The organism is uncultured Chitinophaga sp., assembly GCF_937898475.1.
Lineage (GTDB): Bacteria > Bacteroidota > Bacteroidia > Chitinophagales > Chitinophagaceae > Chitinophaga.
The window spans coordinates 98,106-113,739 of record NZ_CALEJS010000026.1 but is presented as its reverse complement, the minus strand read 5'-3'; the positions used below and the strand labels follow the sequence as shown (position 1 = coordinate 113,739).

The 15,634-nt window shown below is 49.3% G+C and carries 17 protein-coding genes; 8 read left to right on the top strand and 9 right to left on the bottom strand.

Annotated features, from left to right (window positions below; translation table 11 throughout):
• Positions 1-8 precede the first annotated feature (8 nt).
• The 9 genes from Q0577_RS17750 to Q0577_RS17710 form a co-directional block, all read right to left on the bottom strand.
• Positions 9-1,127 carry an ABC transporter permease gene (locus Q0577_RS17750; RefSeq protein ID WP_298738546.1) on the bottom strand — a complete coding sequence of 373 codons (1,119 nt, stop codon included), beginning with the start codon at positions 1,125-1,127 and terminating at the stop codon, positions 9-11.
• Positions 1,127-2,233, bottom strand: a complete 1,107-nt coding sequence (locus Q0577_RS17745; protein ID WP_298738543.1) for an ABC transporter permease — start codon at positions 2,231-2,233, stop codon at positions 1,127-1,129. Before Q0577_RS17745 ends, Q0577_RS17750 begins: the two co-directional genes overlap by 1 nt.
• A 34-nt stretch (positions 2,234-2,267) precedes the next feature.
• A complete protein-coding gene (locus Q0577_RS17740; RefSeq protein WP_298738541.1) occupies positions 2,268-2,999 on the bottom strand; it encodes an ABC transporter ATP-binding protein in 732 nt (243 codons plus the stop codon).
• 3 nt (positions 3,000-3,002) lie between these two features.
• Positions 3,003-3,923 carry an ABC transporter ATP-binding protein gene (locus Q0577_RS17735; RefSeq protein ID WP_298738538.1) on the bottom strand — a complete coding sequence of 307 codons (921 nt, stop codon included), beginning with the start codon at positions 3,921-3,923 and terminating at the stop codon, positions 3,003-3,005.
• A 3-nt stretch (positions 3,924-3,926) separates the two neighbouring features.
• The gene (locus Q0577_RS17730) at positions 3,927-4,856 is read right to left on the bottom strand and encodes an HlyD family efflux transporter periplasmic adaptor subunit (RefSeq protein ID WP_298738536.1); all 930 of its coding nucleotides are present in this window, start codon (positions 4,854-4,856) and stop codon (positions 3,927-3,929) included.
• A gap of 3 nt (positions 4,857-4,859) precedes the next feature.
• A complete protein-coding gene (locus Q0577_RS17725) occupies positions 4,860-6,122 on the bottom strand; it encodes a TolC family protein (RefSeq protein WP_298738534.1) in 1,263 nt (420 codons plus the stop codon).
• A 48-nt stretch (positions 6,123-6,170) separates the two neighbouring features.
• Positions 6,171-6,779, bottom strand: a complete 609-nt coding sequence (locus Q0577_RS17720) for a TetR/AcrR family transcriptional regulator (RefSeq protein ID WP_298738532.1) — start codon at positions 6,777-6,779, stop codon at positions 6,171-6,173.
• A gap of 374 nt (positions 6,780-7,153) precedes the next feature.
• Positions 7,154-7,912: a glucose 1-dehydrogenase gene (locus tag Q0577_RS17715; RefSeq protein ID WP_298738529.1), complete on the bottom strand. Its 759-nt coding sequence runs from the start codon at positions 7,910-7,912 to the stop codon at positions 7,154-7,156.
• Between the two features lie 72 nt (positions 7,913-7,984).
• Positions 7,985-8,251 carry a metalloregulator ArsR/SmtB family transcription factor gene (locus tag Q0577_RS17710; protein ID WP_298738527.1) on the bottom strand — a complete coding sequence of 89 codons (267 nt, stop codon included), beginning with the start codon at positions 8,249-8,251 and terminating at the stop codon, positions 7,985-7,987.
• A 359-nt stretch (positions 8,252-8,610) separates the two neighbouring features.
• On the opposite strand from Q0577_RS17710, the gene Q0577_RS17705 reads away from it, so the two are divergent.
• The 8 genes from Q0577_RS17705 to Q0577_RS17670 all read left to right on the top strand — a co-directional run bounded on the left by Q0577_RS17705 (position 8,611) and on the right by Q0577_RS17670 (position 15,626).
• Positions 8,611-9,171 carry a hypothetical protein gene (locus Q0577_RS17705; protein WP_298738525.1) on the top strand — a complete coding sequence of 187 codons (561 nt, stop codon included), beginning with the start codon at positions 8,611-8,613 and terminating at the stop codon, positions 9,169-9,171.
• Between the two features lie 15 nt (positions 9,172-9,186).
• Entirely contained in the window at positions 9,187-9,870 is a 684-nt protein-coding gene (locus tag Q0577_RS17700; protein WP_298738522.1) for a hypothetical protein, read from the top strand.
• A gap of 15 nt (positions 9,871-9,885) precedes the next feature.
• Positions 9,886-10,623 carry an ATP-binding protein gene (locus Q0577_RS17695; protein WP_298738519.1) on the top strand — a complete coding sequence of 246 codons (738 nt, stop codon included), beginning with the start codon at positions 9,886-9,888 and terminating at the stop codon, positions 10,621-10,623.
• Between the two features lie 121 nt (positions 10,624-10,744).
• A complete protein-coding gene (locus Q0577_RS17690) occupies positions 10,745-11,413 on the top strand; it encodes a response regulator transcription factor (RefSeq protein WP_298738516.1) in 669 nt (222 codons plus the stop codon).
• A 298-nt stretch (positions 11,414-11,711) separates the two neighbouring features.
• A complete protein-coding gene (locus Q0577_RS17685) occupies positions 11,712-12,041 on the top strand; it encodes a hypothetical protein (RefSeq protein WP_298738514.1) in 330 nt (109 codons plus the stop codon).
• Between the two features lie 52 nt (positions 12,042-12,093).
• Entirely contained in the window at positions 12,094-12,801 is a 708-nt protein-coding gene (locus tag Q0577_RS17680; protein WP_298738511.1) for an ABC transporter ATP-binding protein, read from the top strand.
• A gap of 4 nt (positions 12,802-12,805) precedes the next feature.
• Entirely contained in the window at positions 12,806-14,197 is a 1,392-nt protein-coding gene (locus Q0577_RS17675) for a DUF3526 domain-containing protein (RefSeq protein WP_298738510.1), read from the top strand.
• Positions 14,181-15,626: a DUF3526 domain-containing protein gene (locus Q0577_RS17670; protein WP_298738507.1), complete on the top strand. Its 1,446-nt coding sequence runs from the start codon at positions 14,181-14,183 to the stop codon at positions 15,624-15,626. Before Q0577_RS17675 ends, Q0577_RS17670 begins: the two co-directional genes overlap by 17 nt.
• The last annotated feature ends 8 nt before the right edge of the window (positions 15,627-15,634 follow it).

Below are 15,634 nucleotides of genomic sequence, written 5' to 3'. Positions count from 1 at the left end.
GCGGTTAATTATGTTGTTTTACGATAGTTCCAGATCGCTATTCCATTCATCACCAGCGCGTACGCCAGCATGATCAGCAGGTAGGTCTGTATGTTAGCCAAGCCGCTGCCTTTGAGCAGCACCATGCGTATCACTTTCACAAACCAGGCAATAGGATTGAACCATGTCAATACCTGCGCCCATCCGGGCATGCTTTCTACAGGTGTAAAAAGGCCACTCATCAGCATGAATATGAGCACAAAGAACCAGGCAATGAACATGGCCTGCTGCTGCGTTTCTGTAAAAGTAGAGATGAGCAGTCCCATACCCAGCATTACCCAAAGGTATACGGCGGCAAACAGGAAGATAAGCCATATGCTGCCCGCCATAGGGAGGCTGAATACCAGTTTGCCTACCAGCAGGCCGAAAGCCAGTTCAAACAAGGCGATGATCCAGAAAGGGATCAGCTTACCCAGGATAAAGTGATACTTGCGTATAGGCGTTACATTCAACTGTTCTATTGTGCCGATCTCTTTCTCTTTCACGATATTCATGCCTGACAGGAAGGAGCCGATCATGGTAATCAATACCACCAGTATGCCGGGCACCATATAGACCTTATAATCCAGGCGGGTGTTGAACCAGTTGGAATAAGTAACCTCTATCACGGGAGGAGCATTGCGCTCGTCCATTGCCAGCCATTCTGTACGTATGTTCTTGTTAAAATCCCTGATAATGCTACCTGCATAGGCATTGGCCAGGCCAGCCTTGGTGCCGTTGATCGCGTTCACCAGCAGCTGCAGGGGCGCTTTATCTTCCTTTACCAGGTCGCGTTCAAAGTGCCGGGGCACAACAAGCACAACATCGGCCTTATCGCGCTGCAGGTCTTCATATGCCTCCTTAATATTGAAGGTATGCCGCTGCAGTCTGAAATAACCGCTGGAAGTGAGTTTGTGCACCAGCCGTTGCGACCAGGGAGAAAGGTCGTAATCCACTACGTCTATGGCCATGTTCTTCACTTCGTAGTTAGCGGCATAAGACAATACCAGCAGCTGTACAATGGGAATGATAAAGATGATCCTTACCATCGCCTTATTCCTGAAGATCTGCAGGAATTCTTTCTGCAATATAAATCGGATGGTACGCATCAGCTTAAACGGATTTTAAAGTTTCGTATGCTCATTATTACAAAGAACAGCGTCATACCCACCAGCACCAGTGTTTGCGGCCATACATACTGCAGGCCCGAACCTTTCAGCATGATATCTTTCAGGATGATGATGAACCATTTTGCAGGCATGATATTAGACAGCCATTGCAATGGCAGGGGCATGCTTTCAATGGGAAATATAAACCCGGAGAGTAAGGCAGTGGGCATCAGCAATCCCATCATGGAGGCCATCATGGCCGTTTGCTGCTTATCGGTGACCGACGAGATCAAAATACCCAGAGAAAGCGATGTAAGCACAAACAGCACACATTCTGCCAGCAGCAATACCAGGCTTCCTTTAATGGGCATACCGAAGATAAATACACCCATGGTCAGAATGATCAGCGCGTTGATGAATGACAGTACGATATACGGCACCACTTTACCTACTATGATCAGGGCAGGAGGCAGCGGCGATACCAGCAGTATTTCCATAGTGCCCAGCTCCTTTTCACGGGCAATGGTAATGGAGGTCATCATAGCGGATACCAGCAGCAGGATGAGGGTCATCACACCCGGTACAAAAAGGAACACACTTTTCAGCGCGGGGTTGTACTCCATGGTAACAGTGGTATCGATGGTAAGCGGCAGCTCCAGCTCGCCGTTCAGTTCCTGCTGAAAATTGCCAATGATGGCAGTGGCGTAGTTGATCAGCGTAGTGGCGGTATTGGGATCACCCGCATCTGCCAGGAGCTGTACCCGGCCCTTGTTATGATGGTGGAATGACTGACTGAATTCAGGCGCTATTACTACTGCCATTTTGATACGTCCTTCGCGGAAAGCCGCCGTGATGGAAGACTGATCACGCAGGTTACGGTCTATACGGAAATAGCCGCCGGCAGTCAGCTTTTGCACCAGGCGGCTGCTGTAATAATCCTTTGACTGATCGAGCACGGCTATGTCCGCATTCTTTATTTCGTTGGTAATGGCAAAGCCAAAAAGGATGATCTGCACAATGGGCATACCGAACAGGATCAGCAGGGTGCGCCTGTCGCGGAAGATGTGGTAAAATTCTTTTCTGGCAAATACGATAAATTGACGCATGTTGGGTGAGCTTTTGGCTGTTAGCGATTAGCAGTTAGCTTTTTGCTTTTTCGCGGGCGAGTTGCAGGAACACATCGTCCATGGATGCAGCGCTGAACTGTTCTCTCAGGCGGCGGGGCGTGTCCAGCGCGCGGATACGGCCATCCACCATAATAGAGACCCGGTCGCAGTATTCTGCCTCGTCCATATAGTGTGTAGTAACGAATACGGTTACACCGCGGCTGGCCGCTTCGTAGATCAGGTCCCAGAACTGGCGCCGGGTAAGCGGGTCCACGCCGCCGGTAGGCTCGTCCAGGAATACGATGGAAGGATCGTGCAGGATGGCGATAGAGAAAGACAGTTTCTGCTTCCAGCCGAGGGGCAGGGCGCTCACCAGCTGATCCGCCTCTGCCTCCATCTGCAGTTTCTTCAGCAGCTGGGTGGTTTTTTCCTTTATTGCTTTATCACTTAAACCATAGATGCCGCCATAAAAACGGATGTTCTCTTTCACTTTCAGATCTTCATACAGGGAGAATTTCTGGCTCATGTAACCGATGTTCTGCTTAATCTTCTCTGACTGTGTGTATACGTCATAACCGGCTACTTTTGCTGTTCCGCTGCTGGGGCGCAGAAGTCCGCAAAGCATGCGCATGGCGGTGGTCTTTCCTGCACCATTGGCGCCCAGGAAGCCAAAGATCTCGCCTTTCTTCACTTCAAAGGTGATGGCGTTGGTAGCGATAAAGCTGCCGAATCTTTTCGTAAGGCCGTTGGTAATGATCGGATCCATGTGCTATACATTTTCTGTGTTCATCAGTTCCATGAAGCAATCTTCTATGCCCGCCTGTATGGAAAACATGGTGAACGCTTCATGGTGTTTGGTGTCAAGGTACGCCTGCAGCGCATCTACGCCCGCTGTGCCGTCTTTCAGGGTAAGATGGAGGTATTCGCCAAAAGCATAGCAGCTGTCTGTACCCGGGAATGCCCGCAGGTCTTGTATCAGCCGGTACATATGCTTGGCCCTTACCGCCCACATTGGTTTGCTGAACTGCGCTATGATATGCTGCGGCGTATCAATGTTCAGCAGCTGACCGTTCTGTATCAGGGCTACGCGGTCGCAAAGCATGGCTTCATCCATATAAGGTGTAGATACCAGTATGGCGATGCCTTTCTGTTTAAGCCGCTGCAGCATGTCCCAGAACTCCTTGCGGGATACAGGGTCTACACCGGTGGTAGGCTCGTCGAGAAAAAGCACAGCCGGTTTATGTACCAGTGCACAGCAGAGGGCCAGCTTTTGCTTCATGCCGCCAGACAGCTTACCAGCAGGACGTTTCTTAAAGGGCGCTATCTGTACGTAGATCTCTTCTATCAAATCATAATTTGCTTCAACGGTGGTGTTGAAGATAGTGGCAAAGAAATGAAGGTTCTCTTCTACGGTAAGATCCTGGTAGAGAGAAAAGCGTCCCGGCATGTAGCCCGCTATTTTGCGGATGGCCTTATAGTCTTTTACAACATCTAATCCGTTAACCGTAGCCTGTCCCTTATCTGCCAGCAATAAAGTGGTGAGGATGCGGAACAGGGTGGATTTACCAGCGCCATCGGGACCAATGAGGCCAAACAATTCACCTTCCTGAACGGTGAAGGATATATTATGCAGGGCCTTTACCGCGCCGAAGCTTTTATGCACATCCTGTACAACAATGGGTGTCTGCATCAGTTATTGTTTTGCGAGTTTCAGTTCTGCGGGCATCCCGATCTTGAGGCTGCCATCGTTCTTTACCCTTACTTTTATTGCGTACACCAGGTTGGTACGTTCTTCTTTGGTCTGGATCACTTTAGGTGTGAATTCTGCTTCAGCAGATACCCAGGTAACCGTACCGGTCCATTCGCGGTATTTACCGCCAGGCAGGTCTGTGAGCACGGTTACCTGCTGCCCTACCTTCACCTGTCCCAGTTGCTCTTCACCGATGTAGGCGCGCAGATTAAGCGCAGACAGGTCTGCTATTTTATACAGCGGTTTGCCATAGTTCACCACCTCTCCCTTTTCCACGTATTTGATCAATACGGTGCCGTTTACGGGGTTGGTAACGCGTGACTGGCGCAACTGGTCATTTACCTGCAAAACCTGCTCTTCCAGGGGGCGCGTTTCGCTGCTGTAGCCGCTGACCTGCGTATTGAGCGTAGATGCCAGGGAGCGGTACTGTTTTTCCAGGATGCCGATCTGGTAGTTGATATCATCCAGTTGTTTGGGGGTGGCCGCATTGGCCTTTACCAGGTTCTCGAAACGCTGCCGTTCACGTTTTTGCACGGCGATCTGTTCACGGATCACTTCCAGCTGCGGATCTTTCTCCGGTATCTTGCTTAGTACCGCTTTTATGTTGGCTTTCAGCTGAGATCTTTTGAGGTGCAGCTGGGTGGAATCAATCCAGCCCACAATTGTGTCTGCAGGTAAAGTCATACCTTCTTCCACCATGAATGAAAGCAGTTTACCGGTGCCTTCTGCTGATACAACGGTTTCTACTGCCTCGAAATTCCCGTAGGCGTCTGCATGATCATCATAAGAGCGGCAGGACGGCAACAGGGCTGCCAGTATGATAGCGGTGAATGCGCTGCGCATAGTAGTGCTGTTTTTTTGTATGTGTAGCATGTGTTAATATCCTTGAATAAGCTGATAATTGATACGGGCGAGTGCCAGCTGCACCTGGTGGGTGCTTTGATCTATACGGGCCTGCATAACGGCATTGAGATCGGTGATATAATCGTGCACGGTAATAACACCGTTATCGAGCTGCACGGCGCTGGACTCTTTGACGCTGGTTCGCAGGTCCAGGATCTCATCATCTTTCTCCAGTGTTTGCAGCAGGCGCCTGATATCAGTACGTTGCTGCGCCAGCTGGGTACGGGTATTGAGCGTAAAGGCGGCTGACTGGTGATCAATATTCTTTTGCTGCAGGCGCAGGATATCCTGTTCTTTGCGATGGTAGCGCCAGTTCCAGAGGGTCCAGTTGAGGCGGATACCCGTCATATAGAAGCCGGCGAAATCATTATTGAGCATATTGAGGCCCGGCCTTCCGTAGCCGCCCTGTACAAAGGCGCTTACACGCGGCATGGGGCGGGTAGCCGTTAGTTTTGCCTGGTGGTCCAGGGCGGAGACCTGCAGGCGGTACAGCTGCAGTTCAGGCCTCAGCAGCGTATCTGTTTCGGGTACGGCGTTGATGGAAGGGATAGCCAGCTTTACAGGTCCGGGGGCCTGGTAACCGGTCAGCAGCTGCAATACGGCCAGCTGTCCATCGCGGGAGGCGGCGGCGGAGAGCTCCTGTTGTTCGGTGCGCAGCAGCTCAGCTTTCAGGATGTTTACATTGGAGGGCAGTACGGTACCATGCTGTACACCGGCGGAAAGGCGTTCTATCCGCTGGCGGATGTCATCCTGGTTAAGACGGGCCGCTTTAATATACTCTTCTGCCAGCAGTGCGTTGAAATAGGTTTGGGTAACCTGCCGTTTCACCTTGTACAGTTCCACTTCAATACGTTGTTGCTCTGTTTGCTGTTGTACGGCCTGCAGCTGGCGCTGTTCACGGGTGGCCCCGCCATCGTACAATAGTTGTTTCACATCGATGGTGGCCCTGTACTGGTCTTTGGAAAATTCCGGGATGTTCACCCCTGGCACCTTGAAGGGAATTTCGGTAACAGCGCTCTGGTAGGTGGCCTGCCCGTTCAGCTCTGCCTGGGGCAGGAAGGCGCTGTTGGTATTTTTTACCTGCAGGCGCAAAATGCTGTCGAGTACCGGTTTTTGTCTTAACAGCGGGTAGTTGTTGCACGCCAGCTGCTGCACCTGGTCAAGGGTGAGCAGGGTACTGTCCTGGGCGTACAACTGACCGGAACATAAGAGCAGAACCCAAACTAAACGCTTCATGTTTAACTGATTTATTTAACTAATTGGTTAATGCAAAAGCAAAAAAATTTACGGCTCAATAGCCTTTAAGATAAAGTCGGCTACCAGCTCTTTTCTTTCTTCTGTCAGCAGGCGAAACTGCACATCATCCATACCTACCACACCTTTCAGCAGGGGCCGGGCGGCAAAGGGAAACACGCAGAGCGACAAGATGTTGATCATTAATTGTATGGGACTGATTTTCCGGATAGTGCCCTGCTCTCCTGCCCTGGCAATTTCCATCAGGAAGAGCTGCAGGTTCGGGAAGTTGGGCTTTGCCTTAAACTTCCGGATCAGCAGTTCCGGGTCCTGTTGCAGTTCATTCAAAATGAATAGCGGAAGATGGGGATTTTCAGCAAGCCCCTCGATATAGCCGCGAACAATGCTGCGGATCCTATCCGGCAGTGACATGTTGGTGCTGATGATTGTGGACAGCCGGGAGATGACCTTATCGAAGGCTTCATCGAACACGATGTCAAATAACTTGTCTTTACTGCGGTAGTAGTAATGAAGTAATGCCTTATTGATACCGGCTTCATCTGCTATATCCTGCATTCGGGCGCCTGCCAGTCCTTTCTGTAAAAAAATTTTCTTAGCTGCTGCAATGATCTGTTCTTCCGTACTCTTTTCCTGCGACATAAACTATAAAGTTTAACCATTTGGTTAATGCAAAGGTAGGCAAAGAACGGAAACTGCAAAATAAATTTTTGAAAAGCTTACAATAGGGAGGAAAAGGGATCATAGCCGGCTGGGATGTACGGCCGGCAGGTAGCCGGCTAAGCAAGTACTAAACACTTACTAAACCCTTACTAAACGCTTGCTAAGCTTATACTAAATTAACCCAAGGAGCATATCAGGTGTATGCGGCCAGTAAACCCTTTGTAGAACTGAAGGTGAGCTGGACATAAGGTGGACCTGAGGTGGACTTGATGAAGGGTAAAATTGTATCAGTAACAAACCCGTGCCTGCGATATGCAGGGCACGGGATATAGTTCTTATGGCTGTACTTATTATTACATGATCGGGTTTACTCCCATCCCTCCGTCAATGTTCACTTCTGCGCCGCTGATGTAGGTGGCATTGTCAGAAGCGAGGAAGGTGACAAGTTTGGCTACTTCTTCGGAGTTACCTATGCGTTTCAAGGGAACGACCGTTGAGAACTGATCATACAGCACCTCTGCATCGGCGCTGGTACGGCCGTCTTTAGCGAGAATGGCCGTTCTGATTGGGCCGGGATTTACTGCATTTACCCTGATACCGCGTGGCGCCAGTTCATGGGTGAGCGTGCGGGCCAGGGAGTTCAGCGCTGCTTTACTGGCGTTGTAAACAGCCATACCGACCAAACCGCTGTTAGCCACTACGGATGACAGGAAGATGAGGGCGCCGCCGTCTTTCAATACCGGCAGCAGCTTCTGGGTAGTGAAGAAAGCGCCTTTGAAGTTGATGTTCATCACCTCATCGAAATGGGACTCGCTTGCATCAGAGAAAGCAGAACCTGGGGCGATACCGGCGTTAACGAAGAGGATGTCAATTGAACCGTATTTTTCCTTTACGTGTTTAGCGAGGGCTTCGGCATCCTGCAGCTTGCTCTGATCAGCCACGAAGCCTTCTACACCATTGCCGAGGGAAGCCACGGCTTCTTTTATTGCGGCTTCTTTACGGCCGGTAATGATCACTTTAGCGCCCTGGGCAAGGAATTCGGCGGCGGTGGCGTAACCTATACCACTGTTAGCGCCGGTTATCAGGGCTACTTTGTTTTGTAACTGACTCATTTTGTTGACAATTTAATCTGGATTATATATTGATGTATTTAATGTTTTCGATAGATTAGCGCAAAAAAAAGCTCAGCTGAATTGCTGAAAGAAGTTAGACAGGTGTCTCATCATGACTTTATTTACGCTGAGTTGTACATGCCTGCCGTTTTTATCTGACGATAGCAGGCCTGCGTCTACCAGGATCTTGACATGGTGGGAAACGGCCGGTTGTGAAAGGCCGGTGAGCCGCTCAAAATCGCCACAGGCAACATTGCAGTTCCTGGCCACCTCCTGGAGGATAGTCAGGCGATGCCTGTCTGATAACGCATTGGCTGCTTTCTCGATGTTGAGATCCATGATGCAAAGATAGGAAATTAATTTACAAATCGAAATATTTCGATAAATAGAATAAAATATTTGCCCTGGAAATAGCTTAATATTGAGCTGCATGGGAGAAAAGGTGGGCCAACAAACAAAGGCGTAAACAGTGATAACGGCTGGTGGCCGTTACATTTTGGGGTTATTAAACGTATATGCAGAGATGATCGGTGCCATATTCATGAAAACAAAATTACCATAAGCCGGCCCGGGGAACAAGCGGAATAACACGCAAAAAGATCAGGTATTTATACGTGTTTTTTTCCGCAGTTATACGAAAAGGGGTGTCGGGCAATTCGGCTATTTTGCGGCTCAGTTCACCAAAAAACCTCAATAAAATGAAAAACAAGCTCATTGCTTATGCGATTGCATCCATGGCAATTTTACTATTCAGTGAATGTCACCAGCCCCCTCCTCCCAAACCAGGCGGTCCCATTCCCTATGATACTGCAAAGGCACAGATACATGTACTGCCTGCAGACAGCGCCAGGATACTGATCAGGGAATTCAGAACCGCTAAAGAACGATTGAGGAAGATAGTAGAAAGGACCCAGAACAATGTAGATACGATCCTCCAGTTACCTGCAGCAGAATCCTTTAACAGAGATGCGTTCGCAGCATTACTCAATGCACCGGGCGCCCAGGGCATACGGATATATTATGGCAGAGGTAGCAGAGGAGAAGTAAGGCTGATACTGGTGCCTACCGATGCCAATGGCAAGGACATTATTACCGAGCTGGTAACCGCTGATCCTGACGTAAAACGTGACGCAGCTATTCATGTACCCGGCATACAGAGTGCCACCGCAGGTGCGCGCCGGATACAGAAACAGGTAATGGAGAACGGTCAACGCTGTGATCCCCCACCCTGCATGGCAAGTGAATTATACTCATTCTAACCTTATGCCGACCAGATGCAGTCTAACCAAGTCTTCAATTTCCTGTTAAGCGAGACGGTGGCAATTCCATTAATAATCGGGGTGGCACGCTTCAATAAGATCAATACAGGTTACTACCCCTTTATACTCTTATTACTGATGGCCTTCACTTCGGAGGTCATCAGCTTTATCTGTATTCATTTTCTTCATGACAAAAACGCCATTACCGTCAATATCTACTCGCTTATCGAATCTATCATCCTCCTGTACCTGTTCCGCAGCTGGGGGTTCCTGCAGCGGAAACAAAGGTTATTCTATATCCTGTTGACACTCTTTCTTGTGCTATGGCTGACAGAAAACGTTCTCTTCTCAAAAATTGAAGAATTCTCTCCCTTCTTCAAAGGCGCGTATTCCTTTGTTATCGTGTTACTTAGCATCAATGAGATCAATTTCATGATCGTACAGGAAAACAACCAGTTGTCCAGGAATGCAAAGTTCCTGATATGTCTGGGTTTCATTGTATACTTCGTCTACCAGATCATATATGAGGCATCCTATTATGTACTGGGAAAAGAGAAAGATAATGCGGTGAGCTTTGCCACCAGTATCATCAGCATGTTTGGTTATATCAATGCTTCCGTAAATTTGTTGTACGGCGTTGCGGTCCTTTTAATCCCGAAAAAAAAGAGCGACCTTTATTTCGACAGGCACTTCGAGTGATCAAACCTCAAAAAAATGGGAGATAAAATCTTTTATACTACCATCTTTGTTTCTTTGCTGATAGCGATCATCATCATTTACTTTGTTGTATCCATTATCCTTTACCATCGCCGTTATATCAAACTCCAGAGAGACCGGATCACGGCGGAGATCACCATCCTTGAAAACGAGCGCAAACGCATCGCTACCGACCTGCATGACAGCGCAGGGCCCCTGTTATCTACCGTTAAACTGATCCTGAACAGTATAGAAACGCATAGTGAACACGATAAAAATATCATCGAGAAATCCAGCCGTTATATTGACGAAACCATCACCAACCTGCGGCAGATCTCCCATAACCTGCTACCCAACGCATTGGAGCGTAAAGGACTGGTAGAAGCCACCCGTGAATTCATCCAGCAGATCAGCGAAAAACAACCGCTTTCCATTGACCTGCGTACAAAAGGAAACATACAGGTACCTGCTGAAAAAGCCATCCACATATTCCGCATTATCCAGGAAATAGTGCAGAACACCCTTAAACATGCCAAAGCCAAACAACTGCAGATATCGCTCAGCCAGGACGATGGCGTGTTGCTGGTTTTGATCCGCGAAGACGGCGCCGGCTTTGACGTAAGAAAAGCAAAAAGCACGTCCACCGGCCTGGGCATGAAAAGCCTGGAGATCAGAACAGACATCATGCATGGCTCGCTGGCTATTGAGTCAACACCCGGACACGGCACACACTATCTTATAAAAATACCGGCCTGAGAAAAACCGATAATTTGTATATTTACTGCGGAAGAGGCACCATTACCCCGATATCCTTATTGCTTGCGATGTGCGAAGGCCTTTTGAAAGTTACTACTGTTATTATTTACCACGGAACACAATGGAGCAACAAATCAGATTAATGATAGCAGATGATCATGAGATCTTTAGAGATGGGCTGGCGTTAATGCTTTCCAGACAAAAAGATATCCGCCTGGTAGGACAGGCATCTGATGGCAGAGAGCTGCTTGAGCTGCTGGAAACCACCCCTGCCGATATTGTCATGACCGATTTGAAAATGCCCCGGATGGATGGCGTAGCCGCTACCCGAATCATGCTGCAGAAATATCCGGAACTGAAGATCATTGCTCTTTCCATGTTCGATGAAGAAGACCTGATCGTAGAAATGCTCGAAGCAGGCGCCAAAGGTTATTTACTGAAGAATGCAGATAAAACAGAAATACTGGATGCCATTGCACAGGTGAACGACGACCATATCTTCTACTGCCGCCAGACCTCTGCCAAGCTGGCCGCCATGATCGTAAAAAGCCGGTTTGACCCCGGACGCGAAAAGGAAAAGATCACCTTTACCGAGCGCGAAAAAGAGATCATCAAGCTGATATGCCAGCAATGTACCGCACAGCAGATCGGTGAAAAGATATTCCTCAGTAAACGTACGGTAGAAGGCCACCGTACCCGCATCCTCGAAAAGATGAATGTAAAAAATACCGCCGGTGTAGTGGTATTTGCACTGAAGCATAATCTTATCAAAGAAGAAGACCTCCTGTAATATCCAACATGACTGCTGCCCCGCATATTGATCAGGCCGGAAAAATGTCAAAATTTCAAAGTAAAGTGCAGCACTGACATTTTTTTCTGTCATAAAATACATACAATCCGCCATGGTGGCCATGGCACAGATGTTGTGCGCTGCCCTCATGGAATCAGCATCAGCCATACATGCAGATCATATAAAGGGCTATGCCGCTGCGCGTCCTACCGATACGCAACAGGCATGGCCCGCCTATTTTAAATATTTTTTTTGCAACACCGTTACATTTTACACAAGTTGTAATTATATTTGCGTTATGCGCAATAAACCTTCACTGCTCTTTCACCAGTTAACAGCCATTGCCTTAATGGCGGTGCTGTTCTTTGTGCAGGGAGTGAAGGCCCTGCACCGCCATGATTACGCAGCCGGTAAAACCGCCAACGTTGAGGGGCATCATCTTGCAGCTGCCCATTATTGCGCCATCTGTGATTATCACCTGACAAAAGACGCGGAGCTACCGCCCGTTACTGCTGCGCTGCCGCTGCTATCCTGCCAGTATATTACTTACACCTTCCGCCCTTCGCCCGCTTACCCCGGCATGGTATACGTGCATGCCAACAAAGGACCTCCCGCTGTAATGCTATAAGCATACTTTCTTCACTGTAACCCATTTCATCGAAACTGTATTCATGTAAGTTATGTTGCAAGCTATTGCGCTGACCCGGCATTTCGGGCAGCATACTGCGCTGCACGCGCTTAACCTGGAGGTTGGCAAAGGTGAGATATTCTGCCTGCTGGGGCCAAATGGCGCCGGTAAAACCACCACCATCAATTGCTTCCTGGGATTTATTACACCCAGCAGCGGCTCCGCATTGGTAAACGGTATTGATGTAGCCCAACACCGGCAGGAAGCGCGGCGGCATATTGCCTATATACCCGAAACCGTTATGCTGTACCCTTATCTGAGCGGACTGGAAAACCTGCAGTTCTTTCACGCGCTGGGTGGAAAGGCATTTACAAAAGACCGTTATATACAGCTATTGCTGGATAGCGGCTTACAGGAAACGGCCATACACCGCCGGGTACAAACTTACTCCAAAGGCATGCGGCAAAAAGTAAGTATTGCTATAGCCATGGCTAAGAAGGCTGGCGCCCTGCTGCTGGACGAGCCAACCTCTGGCCTGGACCCAAGGGCCAGTTATGAATTCTCTGCATTACTGCGCCGGTTCAGTATTGAAGGAGGAGCGGTACTGATGGCCACGCACGACCTGTACCATGCCAGGGCGATCGCCACCCGTATCGGTATCATGAAAGAAGGCCGCCTGCTGACAGTAATGGAAGCAACTGCCATAGATCACTATTCGCTGGAAAGCATCTACATGGAACACATGACCGCAGCACTATAATACCATGCTTAAAATATTAGTCCTCAAAGAATGGCGGATGGCCCTTCGCAGCCAGACGCTGGCCGCTACCCTGTTTCCATTACTGGTACTGCTGGGTATTGCTTTTACTGCCGGTTGCATACAACAATCGCGATTACATCTGGAACGCGACAGTGCCAATGCACATTTCCGCATGCAATGGGAGCAGCTGAAAGCCGGCGATCCGCACAGCGCTGCGCATTTCGGCACCTACCTCTTTAAACCGCTGGCTACGCTGAGCAGTTTTGATAAAGGAGTGGATGATATCAGCGGGTACACCATGCGTGTGGAAGCGCATATACAACATAGTATGGCCACTCCTCCCCTGCGCCCGGCAGATGCATACCTGCGTTTTGGCAACCTTACTATGGCAAGTGTGCTGCAGCTCTTTTTCCCGCTGTTCATACTTTTCTATTGCTACAACAGCTATACACAGGAACAGGCCTCCGGTACTTTACGGCTGTTATTACTACAGGGCGTCGGGAAAGCCGCAATACTGCTAGGCAAAGCAGTATTGCACCTGGCGCTTGTAAATGGCATGCTGCTGTGCGGCCTGCTGCTATACCTTCCACCCTTGCTGTTAAGTGGCAGCACTCCTGTAAGCATTGCCAGGATACTATTACTTGTTATCTGCTATGCCTGCTATGGCAGCATATTCCTGCTACTGGGAATGGCAGTATCTGCGGGCGCCAGGAACGGCCGGCAGTCGCTCATTATACTAGCAGGTATATGGCTGTTGTGGAATGTGATAGCACCAAGGCTTACGGCAGCCATTGGGGAACGCCTGCACCCGCTGCCTTCACAACATGCTTTGCAGGAGAAAATAGAAAAGGCGATCCGTATGGGCATTCATGGTGATGACCCCAGGGAAGAACGCATGGAAAAACTCAGGGAGCGCGTATTAAAGCAATACCAGGTAAGCGATGAGCGCCAGTTGCCGGTAAACTTTGACGCTATTCGTATGCAGGCCAATGAAGACTATGCGCAGCTGGTATATGATAAATATGCCGCAGCAACGGATAGCATTATACGATTACAGCATAGTATTACCCGCTATGTTGCCCTGGCAGATCCGTACCTGGCCATACGCAGTATTTCAATGACGTTATGCGGCACCGACTATGCGCATCACTGGCATTTTGATACGAGTGCACGGCGGTATCGTAATGATTTTATCCGGCGGCTGAATATGCAGCTTGCCAGTAAGGGAAAAGCCGATGAGAACTTCTACATGGCGACGCCGCAGTTTGATTATCATCCACCAGATACATTCACCGTATTACGCGGCCAGGTATGGCAGCTGTTATCGCTGTTACTGTGGCTGCCGCTAAGTTTTCTACTGTTAAAGATTGCTGCCGGTTATGAAACGTTCCTATAACATATTGTCCTTCATCAAACAAGTGCTGCTGGCAGACATTCGTCAGCTGACGCGTAGTGCCGTATTACCCGTATTGACATGCCTGTTTTTTACAGCTGCTGCCATTGCGCTATTATACGGACGCAGTGTATCATTATCGCAACGCGCAACACTTGACAGTCTGCAGGCTGATTACCGCCACCAATATGCAAAGCTGTACGCACAATTGGCAGCAGACACCAGCACGCCGAAGGGCAAGGCAGACCACACGGCAGCTACTTATCCTGCAGTGGTTGATTTCCGCTTGCATCGCAGCGTGTATCACCAGCCAGGCATTTTATCTCTGCTGTCTATCGGGATGAGTGATATTGCCAGCTACTACTACCCCGTCAGTGTCAGAAGCGGATACGCACCGGCAGAGGAGAAGATAAATAACCCGGAGCAGTTGCTGTCGGGAAATTTTGATGCGGCCTTTCTGTTCATTTACCTGTTACCCCTCTTTGCCATTTGTCTTAGTTATGACCTCCTGTCGCAGGAAAAAGAGCAAGGCACCCTGCCCCTGCTGCTGGTACAACATGGCAGCCTTACCCGCATCCTGCTGATACGCCTGCTGCTGCGCTACTTCATCCTGGTGGCAGGGATTATAGTGGTGAGCATAGCGGGGATACTAATTGCTCCTGCCGACGGCCATTCCACCTGGCGGGAACTGCCTGCCTGGTTAGGGGTGTGCGGCGCTTACACAGCATGCTGGATGTCGCTCATATGGTTTATCCTCTCCTGGAATGCGCCTGCCACTGTAAACCTGATCTCTATGCTGGCAAGCTGGCTGCTGCTGTTGATAGTTATCCCCGCAGCGTTCCGGTTCATAGCGAACCAGTCTTACACAGACCAGACAGCCGCTAATGCCTCCCTGCAAAGAGCAATAGCATGGGAAACATGGGAGCTGCCACAAAAACAATTACTGGACAGTTTTTACGCCGCGTATCCGCAATACCGTAACGAACATGCCTATGATACAGGCGGCGCCGGCGGCAGACGTGCTATGGCCTATTATGAGCTGACAGACCGCCGGATGCAGCGGGTTACTGATGCACAAGCCACTGCGCAACAGGACAACATGCAGGCGGTAATTGCTTCTTACCGCTACAATCCGGCCGTATATGCACAGGCCCTGCTGAACAGCATTGCGCGTACAGATGCAGCAGATTATGACTTGTTCCGCAAGCAGACAGAAAAGTTCCGAGATAAATGGAAGCACTTCTTTTACCGCCTGCATTTCAATGATCAGTTGTTTACTGCTGCCACTTATAAGGCGCTCCCTGATTATACCCCTGTATATGACCGCAGGCGCCCGGCGCAGTGGCGCAGGGGAATTATCTACCTGTTATTGCTGGGTATGGGATGGCTGAGCGCCGGGATGATTGTTCTGAAATTTAAAAGTCTGAAATAAAACCGTTC

Coding starts and splice junctions, on each gene's coding strand:
- Q0577_RS17690 (WP_298738516.1), top strand. CDS start 10,745: ATGGAGCAACAAATCAGATTAATGATAGCAGATGATCATGAGATCTTT.
- Q0577_RS17695 (WP_298738519.1), top strand. CDS start 9,886: ATGGGAGATAAAATCTTTTATACTACCATCTTTGTTTCTTTGCTGATA.
- Q0577_RS17715 (WP_298738529.1), bottom strand. CDS start 7,912: ATGAGTCAGTTACAAAACAAAGTAGCCCTGATAACCGGCGCTAACAGT.
- Q0577_RS17730 (WP_298738536.1), bottom strand. CDS start 4,856: ATGCTACACATACAAAAAAACAGCACTACTATGCGCAGCGCATTCACC.
- Q0577_RS17670 (WP_298738507.1), top strand. CDS start 14,181: ATGAAACGTTCCTATAACATATTGTCCTTCATCAAACAAGTGCTGCTG.
- Q0577_RS17720 (WP_298738532.1), bottom strand. CDS start 6,779: ATGTCGCAGGAAAAGAGTACGGAAGAACAGATCATTGCAGCAGCTAAG.
- Q0577_RS17745 (WP_298738543.1), bottom strand. CDS start 2,233: ATGCGTCAATTTATCGTATTTGCCAGAAAAGAATTTTACCACATCTTC.
- Q0577_RS17675 (WP_298738510.1), top strand. CDS start 12,806: ATGCTTAAAATATTAGTCCTCAAAGAATGGCGGATGGCCCTTCGCAGC.
- Q0577_RS17700 (WP_298738522.1), top strand. CDS start 9,187: ATGCAGTCTAACCAAGTCTTCAATTTCCTGTTAAGCGAGACGGTGGCA.
- Q0577_RS17680 (WP_298738511.1), top strand. CDS start 12,094: ATGTTGCAAGCTATTGCGCTGACCCGGCATTTCGGGCAGCATACTGCG.
- Q0577_RS17705 (WP_298738525.1), top strand. CDS start 8,611: ATGAAAAACAAGCTCATTGCTTATGCGATTGCATCCATGGCAATTTTA.
- Q0577_RS17735 (WP_298738538.1), bottom strand. CDS start 3,923: ATGCAGACACCCATTGTTGTACAGGATGTGCATAAAAGCTTCGGCGCG.
- Q0577_RS17740 (WP_298738541.1), bottom strand. CDS start 2,999: ATGGATCCGATCATTACCAACGGCCTTACGAAAAGATTCGGCAGCTTT.
- Q0577_RS17750 (WP_298738546.1), bottom strand. CDS start 1,127: ATGCGTACCATCCGATTTATATTGCAGAAAGAATTCCTGCAGATCTTC.
- Q0577_RS17685 (WP_298738514.1), top strand. CDS start 11,712: ATGCGCAATAAACCTTCACTGCTCTTTCACCAGTTAACAGCCATTGCC.
- Q0577_RS17725 (WP_298738534.1), bottom strand. CDS start 6,122: ATGAAGCGTTTAGTTTGGGTTCTGCTCTTATGTTCCGGTCAGTTGTAC.
- Q0577_RS17710 (WP_298738527.1), bottom strand. CDS start 8,251: ATGGATCTCAACATCGAGAAAGCAGCCAATGCGTTATCAGACAGGCAT.